General features: G+C 35.5%; 15 protein-coding genes, 1 riboswitch and 1 other annotated feature. Of the genes, 4 read left to right on the forward strand and 11 right to left on the reverse strand.

The genetic code is table 11. The annotated features are described in order from the left end of the window. The first annotated feature begins 84 nt into the window (after positions 1 to 84). Entirely contained in the window at positions 85 to 570 is a 486-nt protein-coding gene (locus tag AABL52_RS18085) for an 8-oxo-dGTP diphosphatase (RefSeq protein WP_000070003.1), read from the forward strand. A gap of 28 nt (positions 571 to 598) precedes the next feature. On the opposite strand, the gene AABL52_RS18090 is transcribed toward AABL52_RS18085, so the two are convergent. The 3 genes from AABL52_RS18090 to AABL52_RS18100 are packed head-to-tail and all read right to left on the reverse strand — an operon-like array spanning position 599 to position 3,753. Beyond that, the gene (locus tag AABL52_RS18090; protein WP_098258138.1) at positions 599 to 2,224 is read right to left on the reverse strand and encodes a YndJ family protein; all 1,626 of its coding nucleotides are present in this window, start codon (positions 2,222 to 2,224) and stop codon (positions 599 to 601) included. A 5-nt stretch (positions 2,225 to 2,229) separates the two neighbouring features. Then, entirely contained in the window at positions 2,230 to 2,841 is a 612-nt protein-coding gene (locus AABL52_RS18095) for a DUF4166 domain-containing protein (protein ID WP_341518120.1), read from the reverse strand. Positions 2,842 to 2,844: 3 nt separating this feature from the next. Next, positions 2,845 to 3,753 carry a DoxX-like family protein gene (locus AABL52_RS18100; protein ID WP_341518121.1) on the reverse strand — a complete coding sequence of 303 codons (909 nt, stop codon included), beginning with the start codon at positions 3,751 to 3,753 and terminating at the stop codon, positions 2,845 to 2,847. A 191-nt stretch (positions 3,754 to 3,944) separates the two neighbouring features. Then, a riboswitch (Lysine riboswitch) is annotated at positions 3,945 to 4,131 on the forward strand. A gap of 198 nt (positions 4,132 to 4,329) precedes the next feature. Here AABL52_RS18100 and AABL52_RS18105 point away from each other — a divergent pair. Together AABL52_RS18105 and AABL52_RS18110 are read left to right on the forward strand one after the other, a co-directional pair. Further along, entirely contained in the window at positions 4,330 to 5,559 is a 1,230-nt protein-coding gene (locus AABL52_RS18105) for an aspartate kinase (RefSeq protein WP_341518122.1), read from the forward strand. 346 nt (positions 5,560 to 5,905) lie between these two features. Next, entirely contained in the window at positions 5,906 to 6,361 is a 456-nt protein-coding gene (locus AABL52_RS18110; protein WP_341518123.1) for a VOC family protein, read from the forward strand. A gap of 194 nt (positions 6,362 to 6,555) precedes the next feature. Here AABL52_RS18110 and AABL52_RS18115 read toward each other — a convergent pair whose 3' ends face one another. Both AABL52_RS18115 and asnA read right to left on the reverse strand, forming a co-directional pair. Then, on the reverse strand, positions 6,556 to 6,993 hold the full coding sequence (locus AABL52_RS18115; protein WP_098258142.1) for a helix-turn-helix domain-containing protein: 438 nt from the start codon (positions 6,991 to 6,993) through the stop codon (positions 6,556 to 6,558). A 138-nt stretch (positions 6,994 to 7,131) separates the two neighbouring features. Then, the gene (gene asnA / locus AABL52_RS18120; protein ID WP_341518124.1) at positions 7,132 to 8,115 is read right to left on the reverse strand and encodes an aspartate--ammonia ligase; all 984 of its coding nucleotides are present in this window, start codon (positions 8,113 to 8,115) and stop codon (positions 7,132 to 7,134) included. Between the two features lie 70 nt (positions 8,116 to 8,185). Continuing rightward, positions 8,186 to 8,444, reverse strand: a binding site (T-box leader). Between the two features lie 405 nt (positions 8,445 to 8,849). On the opposite strand from asnA, the gene AABL52_RS18125 reads away from it, so the two are divergent. After that, entirely contained in the window at positions 8,850 to 8,984 is a 135-nt protein-coding gene (locus AABL52_RS18125) for a DUF3934 domain-containing protein (protein ID WP_000047588.1), read from the forward strand. Between the two features lie 100 nt (positions 8,985 to 9,084). Here the strand turns inward: AABL52_RS18125 and AABL52_RS18130 are convergent, their stop codons facing one another. The 6 genes from AABL52_RS18130 to AABL52_RS18155 form a co-directional block, all read right to left on the reverse strand. Next, positions 9,085 to 12,291, reverse strand: coding sequence for an SNF2 helicase associated domain-containing protein (locus tag AABL52_RS18130; protein WP_341518125.1), 3,207 nt, complete (start codon positions 12,289 to 12,291; stop codon positions 9,085 to 9,087). Positions 12,292 to 12,409: 118 nt separating this feature from the next. Beyond that, the gene (locus AABL52_RS18135; RefSeq protein WP_341518126.1) at positions 12,410 to 13,342 is read right to left on the reverse strand and encodes a response regulator; all 933 of its coding nucleotides are present in this window, start codon (positions 13,340 to 13,342) and stop codon (positions 12,410 to 12,412) included. Between the two features lie 2 nt (positions 13,343 to 13,344). Continuing rightward, on the reverse strand, positions 13,345 to 14,643 hold the full coding sequence (locus AABL52_RS18140; RefSeq protein ID WP_341518127.1) for a sensor histidine kinase: 1,299 nt from the start codon (positions 14,641 to 14,643) through the stop codon (positions 13,345 to 13,347). A 63-nt stretch (positions 14,644 to 14,706) separates the two neighbouring features. Further along, the gene (gene malS / locus AABL52_RS18145; RefSeq protein WP_341518128.1) at positions 14,707 to 16,419 is read right to left on the reverse strand and encodes an oxaloacetate-decarboxylating malate dehydrogenase; all 1,713 of its coding nucleotides are present in this window, start codon (positions 16,417 to 16,419) and stop codon (positions 14,707 to 14,709) included. A gap of 75 nt (positions 16,420 to 16,494) precedes the next feature. Continuing rightward, complete coding sequence (gene aspA, locus AABL52_RS18150) at positions 16,495 to 17,934, reverse strand: aspartate ammonia-lyase (protein WP_061676611.1); 1,440 nt, start codon at positions 17,932 to 17,934, stop codon at positions 16,495 to 16,497. 24 nt (positions 17,935 to 17,958) lie between these two features. Continuing rightward, entirely contained in the window at positions 17,959 to 19,230 is a 1,272-nt protein-coding gene (locus AABL52_RS18155) for a cation:dicarboxylate symporter family transporter (protein ID WP_061676610.1), read from the reverse strand. Positions 19,231 to 19,530 lie beyond the last annotated feature (300 nt).

Here is a 19,530-nt window from a genome sequence, read left to right on the forward strand (position 1 = left end):
GTATAATTTTGTATTATTATTGTATTTTTTGTCATATATAACTATAGTTAAAAACTATAAGGTTTTATAAGAGGAGAGATTCGTATGAGCAACAATTGGAAAGATATAGAACACCGTATTTACACGATGTGTATGATTCAGCGGAATAACGAAGTATTGCTAATACAGCGCCCCGATCGTCTAGGTTTCCCTGGTTATATCGCTCCTGGCGGTAAAGTAGATTTCCCAGAAAGTATCGTTAAAGCTGCTAAACGAGAAGTAAAAGAAGAAACTGGATTACTTGTCTCAAATCTAAGTTTTAAGGGATTAGATGAATACGTAAATCCGAAAGAAAATGTTCGATATATGGTATTTAATTATTGGACAGACTCATTTGATGGTGAACTTCTTATGAATCCTCCTGAGGGCGAATTATTATGGGTACCAATTGATGAAGCACTAAATCTTCCTATGCAAGATTGGTTTAAAGAGAGATTCCCATTATTTTTTGAAAAAGGTACGTTTGAAATTCAACGCGTTTGGGACCGAGACTTAGATAAACAAGTTGCTATGACAATTACGCATACATAAAAAAGCTTGGAATCTCTCCAAGCTTTTCCTACTTCTCCTCTATTTTCTTAATCTCATAATCAATTTCTAAAAACTTAACTCCAAGTATCCACATTCTATGATTAGCTTCTAATATGTGATCCGTGCTCTCTTTCATAATAAAAGTCTCTGCTAACGGTAAACGTATTGTAAAGAAACGAGTATGTAAATAAATACCCTCATCTCCCTTACCGTTTTCTCTTAGCTTACTAGTAATAATTAAATCATTACTCTTATTACATAATTTCAAAACCCCCGTCATATTCGAATATGATAAAGGTAATGCAATATTCATATATGTCTCGTTCCTATATGTATGCTTTGAGTAAAGAGCTACAAATATAGATTCTCCTGCTTCATTTTTTCTTAGCCAAGCCCTTACATTCTCTCTTCCATCCTTCGCATCTATTATCCCAATGATAGAGCCTTGCATCGTTTCCCACTTGCCGCCCATTCCTAAATGTATTTGTCCTACACGCTTACTCATTTTCTCATAACAAAATGCAACCGGGTGGAACCACCGAGCCCATTTAATATGCGATTGTAACTCATACTCTTTTGTATTTTCATAAAACCGAGTAATACTTAAAGGAATCTTCGCCATATCAAATGCCTCACTATGAAAATCATTCATATTATCAACTAAACCTTTGTATTCCTTGCTATCTATTAAATGTCTGTTATGTAAAAATGCTTCCCCAACTGTCGTATTTCCTCTTAACCTGCTCATTGGTTTCCCGTAATATTTATAATTCGAAGCACTCTTTTCAATCATCCAGCCGACAAATGCTGGTAACGCTACTCCAATTCCATTGACAACACCGTGAATCCAAACCATTTGAGCAATTGTAATCGTCAGTACATGTTTCAAATTCCCATATGAATATATAAGTGAAAACATAATTGTTACCATGAGTGTGCTAGACGATATGATCAGAAGAACCTTTGCACTGATAGCATTAAATTTCGTGCGCCAAACATAAATCCCATAACCATAAATCGCACATAAATATAGGAATACTGCAAAAAATTCAAATACTCTTGAGTACGTAATTCCTATTGCAACTGTCATAGGTGAAATGACGATGATAAACATAATAGCATCATATACTTTACTTCTCTTTTCTCTTTTTCTCCCAATTAAACCGACTGATAATGGCAATAGAAATGCTGAATAATGAAAGTGTGCAGCTGTGAGTAACACAATGTCAGAACTAAAATGCATAATGGAAAGTTTTGCTACTGAAGCAAAAAACCAGAAACCACCTAAAAACAAATACATAAACGCACTATCGATAGCCGTCTCTTCTAACGGTTTCCATCCTCTTTCTAGTAATCTACTTACACCAAATAACGCAACAATTCCTGTATATACAAACCAAAGTAAAGCAAAGAAATAGTGATTTGTTACGAAAGCTAGCGTTGCACTAATTGCTGCGATTGGATATAACAGCGATACCAGTTTATAAAAGAATACATATGATCCATTTCTTGTTTTCTTATCAATGATGCAAAATGACATCGGTATAAATAACAAAATAGATAATAATATAATTGCTTCAACTGGGTTTACATTTGTCCACTCACATATTAGAAAAACAATATAACAAGCAAGCCCAACTATTATATTTTTCATATCATTTATTTCCTCTCCACAAATGTTCCCTTATATGAAAATAATGAACCGATTAACGGATTGCGTACTTGTACATGAATTCGAAAGCATTGTTGCGTTTCATCATAACTTTCTACAATTTTTGCTTCGCCATACAAAAACTTTGGTAACGGAATTTTTCTTCCAAACATATAAAACCATTGTTTCTTTGAAGAAATATGCATTGCCCCCATCTCATCAATATGAAAATTCAATGTAGAAACAAGTAAGTGCGGTTCACCAAAACAATCTACAATTTCATTATTCTCTCCATCCAACTGCATAACGGCATTAAAATATCTTTTCTTATTATGGAAATAAAAAGTACGATTCCACCTTACTAGTTCATTTCCATGTTCATCTCGCTCAGCGGTATTATGTATTGTAAATGGCACTTCCTTCCCCCGCTCAGAGAAAAACATTCTAAACTTCGATGCAATTTTTAATATTAATTTTACGAAAAAAGAACCACCGTAAATTTCATCCATTTCTCCTTCTCCAGTAAAGCTATTTTCTTCCGTGATCTCATAGCGTTTCTGTAATTTCGGATGAAGTTTTTTATAAGAACCCCCTAATAGTCTTTCATACATATTAGCCATACATTATTCCTTTCTCTTCCTCTTGCAATTTTTTGCACTCGGTAAATCAGAACTATTTATATAACCGACAATCGATAACCCCATAAGTAGAACGTTTAATGTAATTGGATTAAACGGCTCTGTAAAGCTTACGATATTCGTAAAACCCGCCGCTATCGTTAAGGCTATTAACATAAAAATATGTACGATAAATACTTTTCGTTTTGGAAATGGCAACAGCCATAGGACACCAAAAATAATTTCTAGCAATCCAATTATTTTAACTAGAAAAATACTATGTGCAGTTGAACCAATTGTCACAGACAACATTTTTACTTCTTCTGAATGAGTAAACACTAGTTTCGGCACTATCCCTTGATACATCCATACAAAGGCAATTAATAAACACACGAGCCAATATGTCATTGTTCTTCTAATTAGTAATCTAGGATGAAGTCCCTTTTCTAACCATAACTTTAAAGCATCAAAACTCCAAGCAGTCGCCCAACCTAATAACGGCCGAAACATATAGAAATCTATTACATTCCCTATACGACCAAACCTCGTATCATAATCATATTGTGTCTCAAAATGAATGTGTTCTTTACGGGGGGTATACTTCCAATAACCACGCCCTATTTGAATAAGTGATAATTGATTGTCTGTCCAAAATTTTAAAGAAGAAATACGTTCACCTATTTCTTTTCTTATTTCACCTATCGATTCCCCTTCACCAGCTATTTCAAGTCCAAATCCAATTTTTGTTTTATATAAAAACTTCTGTGGTTCTCCTTCTTTTTTCTCTAAATATGAAATTTCCGTAAAACGAGCATCCCATTCTGTATGTATATCTGGTTCTTGCGTATATTCCCATAATTTCTCCATTGTCGTTTTCATTTCTGCCGAAACATAAATAGGCTTTTTCCCCTTCATTCTTCCACCTCCAGTGCACTATAAATTTAATGTACATGCTATGAATTTATTTTGCTACACTTTTCACAAACTCCTTTAAGAAAAGAAAGAATTTTTAAAATTTATACAAAACACTTGATTCCCCGAAAAATTTAAATTATTATAAAACAAATGTTACCAACAACTTTATAAATCAAACACTCTCGCCTAAAACGTGAGATAGAGGTTGCGATACTTATGATTATTCTAATGGAGACACAGAGATGTCTATGAAATTAGATGAAAGGAAGTATTGCCGAAATCGATAATTTTCTCTGCATTTATCGATTGGGGCTGTTTTCGAATAGAAACAGAACTGTCATATGTACAGAAGTGTATGTATGAAGAGCTATCTACAAAAAAGAGATATCATTTTTATGATATTCCTTTTTTGGCGGTTTTTTTATTAGCTCCGTTTTCTGTTTCCCTTTTCCTGTAACAGCACCATCCTCACTTATTTGAGATGGTGTTTTTTGTTTTTTCTGGTAACTACAGGAATGTTGGGATTTATATATGTCCTAATCTATTCTTAAAAATGGATGAAAGAAGGAATTCGTAATGGAAACGATTGTACAAAAATTTGGTGGCACTTCTGTCGGAAGTGCTGAGCGTATTCAACATGTAGCAAATTTAATTATTGAAGAATATGAACGAGGACATGGTATCGTCTCTGTCGTTTCGGCAATGGGAAAAAGTACAGATGAACTTGTCGCACTTGCTAACGCTATTACAGAAAATCCAAGTAAACGTGAAATGGATATGCTTCTATCTACAGGAGAACAAGTAACTATTTCATTATTAACGATGGCACTACAAGCAAAAGGTTATAACGCAATTTCATTAACAGGATGGCAAGCTGGTATTACGACAGAATCTGTACATAGCAGTGCACGGATTACTGACATTCATACAGATCGAATTCAGTCTTATCTTACTGAAGGCACGATTGTTATTGTAGCTGGCTTCCAAGGAATCAGTGAAAACCATGAAATTACAACGCTTGGCCGCGGTGGTTCTGATACAACTGCTGTTGCATTAGCTGCTGCACTGAAAGCAAAAAAATGCGATATTTACACGGATGTGACCGGTGTTTATTCGACGGACCCACGAGTTGTAAAAGATGCTTATAAATTAGATGAAATTTCTTATGATGAAATGTTAGAACTAGCGAATCTCGGTGCTGGTGTATTACACCCTCGTGCTGTTGAATTTGCTAAAAATCATAATGTCATGTTAGAAGTTCGCTCAAGTATGGAACAAGAAAATGGAACAATTGTAAAAGGAGAATGTAACATGGAACAACAATCAATCGTTAAAGGTATTGCATTTGAAGATAATATTACACGCGTCACAATGAAAGGTTTGGAACAAGGTGCACTTTCAACAGTTTTCTCTACATTAGCAGCGGCACATATTAATGTAGATATCATCATTCAAAGTATTACAAATGAAGGAACTGTTCATCTCTCCTTCTCAATCCATTCTAATGATTTAAAAGAAACATTAGAGGTATTAGAACAACATCAAGAAACATTACAATATGAATCTGTAGAATATGAAAATCATTTAGCAAAAGTATCAATTGTAGGATCTGGTATGGTCTCTAATCCAGGTGTTGCTGCGAATATGTTCACTACTTTAAAAGAAGAAGATATTCATATTAAAATGGTAAGTACATCAGAAATTAAAGTATCAGTTGTTATTGACCGCCTTCATTTAGTAACAGGTGTCGAGGCACTGCATCAATCATTTATGGCGAAAATTGAGCCTTTAGTGCAGATGAGTTAATTTCCACCAGTAAAACTTAAAATAAATTATATAAATCTATTTCCTTCCTATATTAATAGAAATAGGATGGGAATATTTTGCGGGGAAGTCGAAGTTATATTATCGAATAGAAACTACATTACCAAATTCTTACAATAATAGCATTCACGAAATAAAGTTCATGCGTATATCAGTAGTAGAAGGTTTCCGAGGTTTTGTTTGTTAACAAAATGTTTATTCTATACCCGAAAACACCTTGTCATTTTTTCCTACACTGTGACAAGGTGTTTTTTGTTTATAGGAGATTTTAGTATAATTATGAGGATAGTTAGATAATAAATTTATACATATAAAGGAGATAAAGACTATGGCAAACAACAGATTACTAAGAATGGATAATGTCAGCATCGTTGTAGAATCTCTTGATAACGCAATCTCTTTCTTCGAAGAGATTGGATTAAAACTCGAAGGACGCGCTACTGTCGAAGGTGAATGGGCTGGTCGCGTAACTGGACTCGGTTCTCAGTCCGTAGAGATTGCTATGATGGTGACTCCAGATGGCCATAGCCGAATTGAACTTTCTCGATTTCTCACACCACCTACTATTGCAGATCACCGGACAGCTCCTGTAAATGCCCTCGGTTATTTACGCGTCATGTTCACCGTTGAAGACATTGACGAAATGGTATCCAGACTTACTAAGAAGCATGGTGCTCAGCTCGTTGGCGAAGTAGTTCAGTACGAGGACTCGTATCGACTCTGCTACATTCGTGGAACGGAAGGAATTTTAATCGGTTTAGCGGAAGAACTCGGTAATAAATAAGTAATGTTTTACTGAAGCAAAAATATTTGAAAGAACTTTACGCTTAATAAAGCTTAGATTTTCAACCCCGTCCTAGCTTTAGAACGGGGTTATGCTTGTTTGAACTTTTTAACATACTATCAACATCCCAAAATTAGTATAAAACAATTCAATTACTTGTTATACTCTTTCCTAGGAAATATAACGGACTCTTCTCACTTCTTATCATATATATCTTTTCTATTAAAAAACGATTGGAACTCATTCAAAATAACTTTCTTCACGTCAGAGTAAAAAACCATCATGAATAGTGCAATTCCTAATAAAATCTCTTGCATTCCTTCATAATCAACGAAAGCACTCACAATTAACAAACCAAACCCAATATAAAAACCAAACTCATTCTCTTTCTCAAAATCCTCATCTTCATCAATATGTATTTTCTCTTTTAAATTTCGGTTCCCTTTTATTAACTCATCGAGCGTAACATTATACAATTCGCTCAATAAAATTAAATTTTCAATATCAGGGCAACTTTTATCATTTTCCCATTTATATACCGCTTGCCTCGTTACACCAATCTTTTTAGCAATATCCTCTTGTGAAAATCCCTTTGACTCTCGTAGTTTTTTTAACTGTTCTCCTAAGCTCATAACGTCCCCTCCTTTAACAAATTATTACACAAAAAGAGATATAGAAGAAAGAAACCATTAGTAAAATTCACTGTAAACCATTCGTTTACACAATAAAAAAGAGAGGATAACTCTTTGAGCTATCCTCTCTCGCTTCTATTAAAACAGATGAATGTTTTCTTTCTTGCAAGCTTCACGTAAATCATCAGGCCATACAGAAGATTGCACTTCACCGATATGTGCTTTACGTAAGAAGTACATGCACATTCTTGATTGTCCAATACCACCGCCAATTGTTAATGGTAAAACGTCTTCTAAAATACCTTTATGGAAATCGTACTCACGTTTGAAGTCTTCACCTGTTTTCGTTAATTGTTCATCAAGTGATTTACTATCAACACGAATTCCCATTGATGATAATTCGAATGAAGATTGTAATACTGGGTGCCAAAATAAAATGTCACCGTTTAATTTCCAATCATCATAATCAGCTGCGCGTCCGTCATGCTTTTCACCTGAACGAAGTGCATCACCAATTCCGATAATGAAAACTGCACCGTGTTCTTTCGCAATCGCATGTTCACGATCTTTCGGTGTTAATTCTGGATATTTATCTTCTAGTTCTTGAGAAGTAACAAACACGATTTCTTCTGGTAAATACTTTCCAAGGAACGGATATTTTTCAAATAAGTGATCTTCTAAATCTTTGAATATTCCATAAATTGTTTGTACTGTTTTTTGTAAGTAATCTACAGTACGCCATTCTTTTTGAACGATTTTTTCCCAATCCCATTGGTCAACGTAAATGGAATGTGTTGCATCAAGTTCTTCATCACGACGGATTGCGTTCATGTTTGTATATAAACCTTCACCAGCTTCATAGCCGTATTCATGTAATGCGAATCTTTTCCACTTCGCTAGTGAATGAACAATTTCTAATTCTTCTCCTGAATGTAACATATCAAATTCAATTGGACGTTCTACACCGTTTAGGTGATCGTTTAATCCTGATTTTTTCGTTACGAATAATGGTGCAGATACGCGGAATAGTTCAAGGCGTTTTGCTAATTGATCCTCAAAAAATGTTTTAACTTCCTTAATTGCGATTTGAGTCTCTCTTACTGTCATTAATGATTGATACATGGTGGTTTCCTCCTAAAATGTTTGGATGTTGTGAAAAGAAGCCAACAAAAAAAGCCCTTCTTTCCCAAAAAACTGGGACGAAAGACTTTGGTTCCGCGGTACCACCCAAATTAGCAACAGAGGTTGCTCACTTATACAATACGGAGATGAAATATCTCGATACTGTTCTTCTTGTAACGGCGAAGTTCCCGGCTAAGTCTACTTTCCTGTAAAGGATTTCGGTTAGCAACTCCAGGAGGTTCTTCATAATAGGCTTCGTATCAGGCTCACACCACCCCTGACTCGCTTAGACTACATCCTACTACTACTCGTCCTTTCATAGTCGTTTTGTTGTCACATCTCTGAAACATTTTATTAATGATTATTCTATACAAAAAATAAAGAAAGTCAACAAAAATTAAAAAATATTTTTCAATTCTTTATTTTACGGCTTTATTGATTGTTTTCAATATAACGTCTTTACTTCTTCTGTCTTGTCAATCCAAAAAATGTTTCACTAACCGAAACTAACATATACACAACAAGTAATGTAATCGTTCGAAATATAGAATCCGCAGTATTTCGTATTATTTTCATTTTCTTTGTAATTCCTTTCAGTTTACGTGCAAATTCGTGTTATACTATAGCATTCAAGCAGTTTATTTTTACTTAAAGCAATCATAGTCATTTATAAAGAGTATGTTCTAAATCATTGACTATTATTAAATAAGATTTTTATATAACGGAGTGATCATATGAGTAAAACGAAAGCAAAACCGAAAAAAGGTGTAGGACAAGGTACAGGAAGTAAAGGATGGAATCGTTGGCAATCAAGTGCAAAGAAAAAAGCAGCTGCAAAGCCCTACAAAAGTAAAGGTACAAAGAAGTAAAATAAATAGTGTCTTATTTCTTTACTTTGTTCAAAACAAAATATTATTATTACAACAAAAAGCTATGCTCTCATAAATTTGAAAGCATAGCTTTTTCATATTAAATCATTAGAATATCTCGTATTTCTTCCTCCGTAATAGAAGATAATTTCTCTTCTCCCGGCTCAATCACCTCAGCGATTAAATTTTTCTTACTCTCTTGCAGTTCATGCATCTTTTCCTCAATTGTGCCGTGAGCCACTAATTTAATAACTTGTACCGTATTTTTTTGTCCCATTCGATATGCCCTATCTGCTGCTTGTTGTTCAACAGCTGGATTCCACCATAAATCGTATAATATAACCGTATCAGCACCCGTTAAGTTAAGACCAGTACCACCAGCTTTTAAAGAGATGAGAAATAGATCCCCTTCCCCTTCATTAAACCGATCACATAGCTCTACACGTTCTTGCGAAGGGGTATTTCCGTCTAAATAAAAGTATGGAATTGCTTGACGATTTAACTCACGGCCAATAATGGAAAGCATCTTCGTGAATTGAGAAAAGATAAGAATTCTCTTCCCTGTACTTCTACATTCCTCTAAAATCTCTAACAGTTGTTCAAATTTAGCTGAACTGCCCTTATAATCATCAACAAACAAAGCAGGGTGACAACAAATTTGGCGTAATCTTGTTAATCCCGCTAAAACTCTAATTTTATTTTTGCGTAACGTATCTTTGTCTAAATGTTTTAACGTTTCTTCCCTTAATTTCGCTAAATACGCAGCATACAATCTCTTTTGATCTGGTAACAACTCCGATGATTGTAGATGCTCTATTTTATCTGGAAGCTCCTGTAATACGTCCCCTTTTAATCGTCTTAATACGAAAGGTTTTACGCGCTTCGCTATATCTTCGCGCCTTAAATCACCGAATTCTTTTCTTCCTGGTAATAATTCCGGAAATACGACATGGAAGATAGACCATAGCTCTTCTAATGAATTTTCTACAGGCGTTCCCGTTAGCCCGAAACGATATTCAGCTTGAATTGTTTTCACTGCTTTTGCAGTTTGGGTTGTAGGATTTTTAAACGCCTGTGCTTCATCAAGAAACAGTGTATGAAACGGCCTCGCATACGATCTTATATCTCTTCTCAGTAATGGATATGACGTAATTACGACATCAAATTCCACTATGTCTTTTAATATTTTTCGCCGCTCCGTTTGATTTCCATCTGCAATAACCGCTCTAATATGCGGGGCGAATTTTTTCAATTCACTAAACCAATTATAAACAAGAGAGGACGGTGAAACGACTAATATAGGTAGTTTCTTTTCTCGAATTTCAGGCAACACAGAATCTATGTAAGCAATACTTTGCAGCGTTTTTCCAAGTCCCATATCATCTGCTAAAATACCGCCAAAGCGGTAATAGGCGAGTGTCTTCATCCACTCAAATCCGTATACTTGATACTCTCTCATTACAGCATGTAAAGTATTTGGCACTGTAAACTTTAATTTTTTCGGATTTTGAATGCTTTCCACTAAATCTTGAACAGACTCATCTAAACTTAAAACATTACCTTCGTGAAGTCCGTTCATCCATTTTACACTCCGAATAAGCGGAACATTCACTTCTTCCCCGTGTAAAAATTCTTTTCGAATACCTGATTCTTTTACAAACTGATTAATTTCATTAAACTCTTTGCTCTCTAGTGATAATAAAGAACCATTCGCTAATCGGTAATATTTGCGTTTCTCTTCAAGAGCGACTAATACACCTTTAATCTCCGCTTCTGGTATTCCTTTTATATCAAAACGAAATGATAACCAATCAATTCTTTCTTTTCTTCTCACTCTAATAAGTGGTGCTGTATCCCCTTTATGAATACGTAATTTAATTGCTGTCGTCGCATAAATGTCAACCAAGCCTTTTAACGACGGAACGACGTGATATAAAAAGTTATACTCAGCCTCTTCATTATGCATAAAGTAACCACCTTCTGTTTTCGCGAAGGCACTTTCACTCATAATGTCTAAAATCTCTTTTTCCTTTTTCTCATCACGATTAAAAACAGACGGCTGTCCGTCTTCTTCTAACGGATTGATCATGACGTTTCCATAATGAAATTCAAGACCTGCTAACAAACGATTTTTCACTCGATCTAAATACAGTTTTGCTTTTAGCGACGGCGTTTCAACACGATCTGATATTACTTCATCAATGCGTACCGTTCCCAGTTTCATTAATCCTGGCACAACTTTCGCTACAAAATGTTCCATCTTATTTTCAGGAATATAGAACTGATTGCTATTTGAGCGACTCATCATCTTTTGCAATTCAATAAGTCGCATACAATCTTCCATAGGTAAATGATATAATTTCCCATCGTAAAGAGCGTTGTTATACATTTCCATAACTTGAACACGATTTAGGCCGTCTATATGAAGTGTGAATCCACCATTATTTCCTTTCGTAAACTCAAAATGTAATGGCAATAAACCGTTTGAAATTTGTAAGCCATGAAACAGTTGCTCATGTTGTTTCAGCTGTACATACTCAACTTTATAAAGTGAAGAGAGCATATCTTTCCATGAAGATGGCGGTATGAATATCATACCTTCATCTTGTTTCGCATGTACTTCTAACGCATCTTCATACATTTTTTCGTTATGATATATTTTAATGAGTTGTTGTATAATCGCGTCCGTTTCTTGTTTAAAACTGTGTACATCTGGCGTATATGTAAATTCATTGGAACAATGAAAAGTCTCTCTTTTCTCCACTTTAGAAAGAAATTCTCTAATATGCTTTATATAATATGTTTTCGCAAGTTTTAACTGAATTCCAAGAAGGGCCCCACCACTTTTCGTCGCTACTGGTGAACATATAAACGCAACATCTAATATTTCACGTGTATCAAAACGGTGTTGTTTACTTTTTGGCCGCAGTGGTTTGTCTGCAAACAACTGAAACATCCCATTCGTTAATTGATCATTTCCGCTCATATTTTCACTACTAGCAGGGAGCATGCCACCCGTTTGCTGGTTATAATTTATCTGTATAAGGACGGCCGCAACATGTTGACAGTACGTTTGAAAAGACGCTAATGAAGGACAACTACATCTCGCAACTACATCACCTTTTTTAGCTTTTTCTACTGTAACATGAAAATCTACATTCCCTTTTACCGTCGCCTCACAAATTTCTTTCGCTTCATCATAATGATTCACAATTACTTTATTTGATTTATAATAAGCTTCGCCTCTTTTATAGGAGGTCTCTCCGCATACTTCTTTTATAATTGATTTATTTAATGTAAAACTCATTGTTTTGACACTTCCTTAATGTAAAACCATTTTCTCTTACTTAACATTTTACATGCTGAACGAGAAAATATAAAATGTTGATTGAACAAAAAAAGATGCTTATTTATAAGCACCTTCTTCACTCTATCTCCATCAACCGTTTCGCTTCAAAATACAACACTTGAATAAACTTTTTCGTGTTTATCCGCGTATGACCTGAAACTGCAAATTCTTCCTTTGTCATTTCTGTCATCCGTTTTCTCACTACAGTGAAATCAAAAAACTTCGGGGCATAGCTCTCAAATTTTGGATTTGAAAAGTCTGTTAGTCCAAGAGAAGCTAAATGATTCAATGATTGATAAATCGCTCTTCTTACACGTTGTTCAGATGCTTTTCTCTCTTTATCTATATCTGCATCCGAAGCTATATGATCTAATTTTTTTAATGTGATTTGGTGAAAAATGTCTTTTAACGCAGGAAATCCAAATTCAAATGTTTGCGCCTTTTCTTGTCCATATAAATATTCCAGCATACTAAGTAAATCTTTACTGCCATTCTCTCCCGCAATACCGAGTTCTGCTAGTAAGAAGCGTCCTGAATCTGATATCTTTTTTCCTTCTTGCATTGTTTCACTACGCATTTGCGGCTTTTCCCACTGAAACACATTATTTAATGATTTTTGAATGTCATATATAGAACGTTCCAAACGAATACGCTCCATCACTTTTCGTACAACAGATACTACTTCTATTTTGTTTAGTGGTTTCGTAATATAATATTCTACACCAAGTGTATACGCTTCACCAATGAGCTGTTTCGATTCAACTTGAGAAATCATAATAATTTTTCCAGTAAATGAAGACGCTATTTGGCGAACTGTTTCAATGCCATCTCTCATCGGCATGAGTAAATCAATAAATAAAATATCCACTTTTTTATAATTTAGCTGTTCTGCTTCAACAAAAGCTCCATCTTCCGATTCTCCAATTACTTCCCCAAGATCACTATCCTCAATAATTTGCGAAAGCATCGAACGGAAAACTTCATCATCATCTACGATATAATAAAACAAACCTATTCCCCTTCCTGCTTTAAACTGCACTCCGGTAAACAAACGATAAACTTACACCCTTTTTCAGTTTCATTGTCTTCTAACGTTACTTCTCCGCCGAGCTCTGTTACCATTTCGTGTATGTAAGAAAGCCCAATACCTGTTGACGGTGTTCCCGTTTGATCATACTTGGAAGTAAACCCGGGCTTAAATACTAATTTCTTATACTTTTGTGCAATACCAGGTCCATCATCAATTACTTCAAAGATTACATGTTGATCTCGTTTATATAGCTGAATACGAATGAGACCTCTATCTTCAATTGCTTCCACTGCATTGGCGACTAAGTTATTAAAGATTGATAGCACTGTATACACGTGATATGCAGCATGTTCACCTTCTATATGTTTAGAAAAACGTATATCTTTCCCTAGCATTTCAGCATATTTCTCATTTATTCTTACAATCATTTCTGTAAGCTCATGACCTTCTACATACTCAGCCACATTTTTATCTAATAACAGTTTAGATAATCCTGCAAAAATCCTTTGATTATCCTTTTTTATTTCGTGCACTTCTCCTGCTATTTTCAATGCTGTTTTACTACTGAGATCATCGTCCGCTTGTAAGTTTCGATATAGTTGATATGCTTCTTGTGTAATCAACTCTGCATTTTGTAACGTTTTTTTCAAGTGAACAGATTCAACATATAAATTTGAAAGGTGCATGAACATTTTTTCATTTTCTTTTCGAACTTGTGACTCTTTTAATTTCGTTTCATATAAAATCATCATATTTAAAAAGCCAAGTGCAAAGAAACTACGGAAAATAGCAATAATGATAAGTTTATTTACTTCAGAAACTGTTATCGTTGTACCGAGTACTACCATATGATAAATCGCTAGTTCTGACATACTTGCGATAATTTCAATTGTAATTCCAAGGCATCCAATAACGATTGGTTTCTGATGAAACTTATTTACCCTACAAAGTGAAAAAAGACTTCCATAAATAAAATAATAAAAGAACACGGGATAACGCAAATAAAATGATTCTGTCATATGAAATGAACCTTGCAAAACCCAGTCAACACATACACGGAATAAAACGACACATATACCAACAAGGATACCTGCAGCCGCTGCTGGTATTCTTCTTAAAAATAGTAATAAAAAGAAGAAAAGCGGTGTCCCAAAGCTAACACGAAACGTATCGTTAAAAGGATGAAAATTAAGCTCTCCAGCAATCGGAACAACTACCATTAATATAATTAAAAGGGATATATCTTTCTTCCATAACTGATTCCAATTCAAAGGTGCCACTTCCTATACTTTTTGTCAGTAGTAAAAGTGAAAGCCCGCTTATATAATAAACGGGCTTTATTTCTATATTCTAACCTTTTCTACCGCTTTTATTTGGCGATACTCCGGCTCCCAAATTGCTTCTTTCACTGCAATCTTGATATCATTATCACTTAAGTTCTCTCTAGCAACACCTTCTGCAACAGCAACTTTCGCTACTTCAATTGCAACCATTTCCGAGATATTACGTAACTCTTCAACTTCTGGCAAAATAGGTGCTCCTGGCTGACTTGTGTCTACCATGCTTGCAACCGCTTCAGCAGCTGCTGCGAACATTCCATCCGTCATGACGCTTGCACGTACAACAATTGTTCCAAGGCCAAGCCCTGGGAAAATAAGTGCATTATTTGATTGTCCAATCACATACGTTACACCGTTATATGTAACTGGTTCAAATGGACTTCCTGTTGCTACTAATGCTTTTCCTTCTGTCCACTCGATTAGATCAGCTGGTTTCGCTTCAGCAAGTGGCGTCGGATTCGACATTGGTAAAATGATTGGTCTTTCTACGTGAGAAGCCATGTCTTTAATAATCTCTTCTTTAAATGCTCCTGCAACCGTTGATGTACCAATTAAAATTGTCGGTTTTACATGTTTCACAACTTCAGCAAGTCCGATCACATCATTTTGTTTCCACTCACTTACTTCCACTTCTTTTCGTGCATACGGCATTTGGAAATCAAGAAGATCTTCCATATTATCTGTAACTAACCCGTTACGATCAATACACCAGAAACGCTTATATGATTCTTCTTCTGATACGCCTACGCGGACCATTGCATCTCTAACTTGATCTGCGATACCGATCCCAGCCGTCCCAGCACCAAACACAACAACGCGGTGTTCACTTAACGGTACACCTGAAGCTTTCACTGCCGATAATACAGCAGCAAGGGAAACTGCACCTGTACCTTGAATATCATCATTAAATGTACAAATATCATGACGATATTTATCTAAAATTTTTCGTGCATTTCGAGAACTAAAGTCTTCCCAATGTAATAGTGCTTTCGGGAATTGCTTATTTACCGCTTGTACAAACGTATCAATAAACTCATCGTAAGCTTCACCAGTTATACGAGGGTGACGATTTCCAATATAAAATGGATTATTTAATAGTTCTTCACGATTTGTACCTACGTCTAGAATTACCGGTAATACACGACTAGGATCGATTCCAACCGCAGCCGTATAAACAGCTAATTTTCCGATTGCGATGTTAATACCACCAACGCCCCAGTCACCAATTCCAAGTATGCCTTCTCCATCTGTTACAACGACTAAATCAATATTTTCTGCTGTTGCACCGATATTGGCGAATGCTTCTTCAATACCTGACGGATCGTTAATTGATAAATACACACCACGTGGTTTACGATATTCATGACTATATCTTTGAATTGCTACACCAACAGTTGGTGTATATACAATCGGTAACATTTCACGTAAATGATTTGTTAATATACGATAAAATAACACTTCATTTCGATCATGCAACGCTGTTAAGTATACATTCTTTAATAAATCATCCGGCTGAGAACAAAATTGCTCGTATGCTCGGCGTGCTTGTTCTTCTAACGTTAAAACTGCTGGAGGTAACAACCCTTTTAAACCTAATTCTTCTCTCTCTTCTTGCGTGAAAGCGACCCCTTTATTTAAAAGTGGTGTTGATAATACTTCTACTCCTCTTAATGTCGTTTCTAATGAACCATTAGAAGCTACTGTAAACTTACTCATAACATCCCTACCTCTATTCATATATAGCATTTCTATATTGTAAACAAAAAAGAGGGGATTGTCCCCCCTCTTTTTTTAATTTTTCTTTAAAAGAGTTGCTCCTGCAATCCCTGGGTGTGTCATTTCGAATGGATCTAGAATTAACTCTAAGTCTTCTTGTGACAATACACCATTTTTCACACAAAGTTCTCGAACGGATTGCCCAGTCGCAATTGCTTCTTTCGCAACACGAGCTGCTGCTTCATAACCGATATGAGGGTTCACGGCTGTAATAATTCCTACACTCTTCTCAACATACTCTTTTAAGCGATCTTCATTCGCTTCAATTCCTTTTAAGCAATTATCTGTAAAGGCACGGAAACCATTATTCATAATGCTAATTGATTGAAGTAAGTTGAAAACAAGTACTGGTTCCATAACGTTTAATTCTAATTGTCCTGCTTCTGAAGCAAGGCAAATTGTATGGTCGTTACCAATTACTTGGAACGCAATTTGATTAATTACTTCTGGCATAACAGGGTTTACTTTCCCTGGCATAATAGATGAACCTGGTTGACGAGCAGGTAGCATAATTTCCGCTAAACCAACACGTGGACCTGATGCCATTAAGCGAAGGTCATTTGCAATTTTAGACATATTCATCATACACACTTTAAGTGCTGCAGATACTTCTGTGTATGCATCCGTATTTTGCGTTGCATCTACTAAGTCTTCTGCACCAACAAGTGGTAATTCACTAATTGCAGCTAAATGTTTTACAACTGCTTCAATATATTCTGGATCTGCATTTAAGCCTGTACCAACTGCAGTTGCTCCCATATTTACTTCATATAGATGTTGACGTGATTGCTTGATACGTTTCATATCACGTTCAAGTACGCGAGAATACGCTTTAAATTCTTGCCCAAGACGAATTGGCACAGCGTCTTGTAAATGTGTACGACCCATTTTAATAACATGATCGAACTGTTCTGCTTTTAATTCAAATACATCGTGCATATAACCCATCGTTTGTAATAAACCTTCTAATGCATTTAATGTTGCAATATGAATCGCCGTTGGGAATGCATCGTTTGTTGATTGTGCCATGTTTACATGACTATTTGGACTAATATAATGATAGTCTCCCTTTTCCATTCCTAATAATTCAAGAGCACGATTGGCCATGACTTCATTTGCATTCATGTTCATCGAAGTACCAGCTCCGCCTTGGATTGGATCTACGATGAAATGATCATGCCATTTTCCATCAAGAATTTCTTGAGCGGCTTCTGCGATCGCGCCGCCCTTGTTCAATTCCAATCTTCCTACATCTGTATTAGCAAGTGCTGCAGCTTTTTTTACAATTGCGAATGCTTTAATTAAGCCTTCATGGATTTTATATCCTGTAATTGGGAAGTTCTCAACTGCACGCATTGTTTGTACGCCGTAGTATGCATAGTTTGGTACTTCTTTTTCACCTAAAAAATCTTTTTCAATTCGAACACCATTTTTAACTTCAGTTAATGTTGCCATGATTATTCACTCCTTAACGATTTCTTATGCTGCTTTTGTTTCTTTGACTGTTTCTACATATTGTTTTGCTTTCTCATTATCGAATTCGCCTTCCCACTTCGACATAACAATGGCCGCTAATGCATTTCCTAACACATTGACAGATGAGCGAATCATATCTAAAATGCGGTCAATTCCCGCAATTAATGCGATACCTTCTAGTGGTAACCCCATTGAACCTAACGTTGCTAATACAACAACGAACGATGCGCCTGGAACTCCCGCCATACCCTTGGATGTTAACATGAGAACGAATAATAACGTGATTTGCTCGGTCAGTGACATGTGCACACCGTACATTTGTGCAACAAACAATGCCGCCAACGCTTGATAAATAGCCGATCCAGTCAAGTTAAATGTATAACCTGTCGGAATTACGAAAGAGGCAACTGCCTTTGGACAACCGAACTCTTCCATTTTTCTCATTATATTAGGTAAAACAGCTTCTGAACTTGCTGTCGTAAATGAAAGAATAAGTTCTTCTTTTAAAATTTTCATTAATGTAAAAATGTTTACGCCAACCATTCGTGCATTAATACCTAATACAATCACAACGAATAGTATAACAGTTACGTATACAGCTAGCACTAGTTTTCCTAAAGGAAGTAGTGTTGCTACACCAAATTTTGCAACCGTAACCGCAATTAATGCGAATACACCAAATGGTGCAAATTTCATAACTTGATTTGTAACCCAAAACATTGCTTCGAGTACACCTTCAAAGAAGTTAAAGACAGGCTTTCCTTTGTCTCCAATTGCTGCAACTCCTAAACCGAATAGTACTGAGAAGAAGATAATCGGTAATAAGTCACCTTGTGTAATAGACTCAAATATATTTTTCGGTACAATATGAACAATCGTCTCAGCGAATCCTTTCTTCTCTGTAGCATCTGCCGTTTGTTTATAAGAAGAAATATCACTTTGTTGTAAATTACTCATATCAACGCCAGTACCTGGTTGGAATATATTTGCCGCAAGTAATCCCATTAAGATAGCAATCGTCGTAATGATTTCGAAATAAAGAATTGTCTTCCCGCCCAGTTTCCCAAGCTTCTTCATATCTCCTACACCAGCTACCGCAACAATTAATGCTGAAATAACAATCGGTACTACAATCATTTTAATTAAGTGAATAAATATATCCCCAATTGGTGTGATATAAGAAATCGCCGTTTTATTACCATAGAAGATTGCCCCTACTACAATCCCTAAAACAAGTGCAACAAAAATTTGTGTTGCCAATCCGAATTTTTTCATTTATGTTCATCCCCTTTATGCGAACGCTTTCATTTCGTATTTATAAAAGCTTACACACACATCATATAGGCGAACCTACAAAATCATACAAAAACCTACAAGTTCGCCACAAAAAATTCGAAAATTTTTCTTTTCTTTTTCATTGACACCTTTTCATGAAAAAGAAATAAAATATACTTGATAAGTAATCAGATTGTTTCGTATAATCAAAAAGATATATACTTACAACAAATCGAAATGAAAAGGAGTGGATGGTATGAAAAATTATGTACAAAAATTCGTCCTATCTTCTTCTTTTCT

The organism is Bacillus paramobilis, assembly GCF_038096195.1.
Taxonomy (GTDB): Bacteria; Bacillota; Bacilli; order Bacillales; family Bacillaceae_G; genus Bacillus_A; species Bacillus_A mobilis.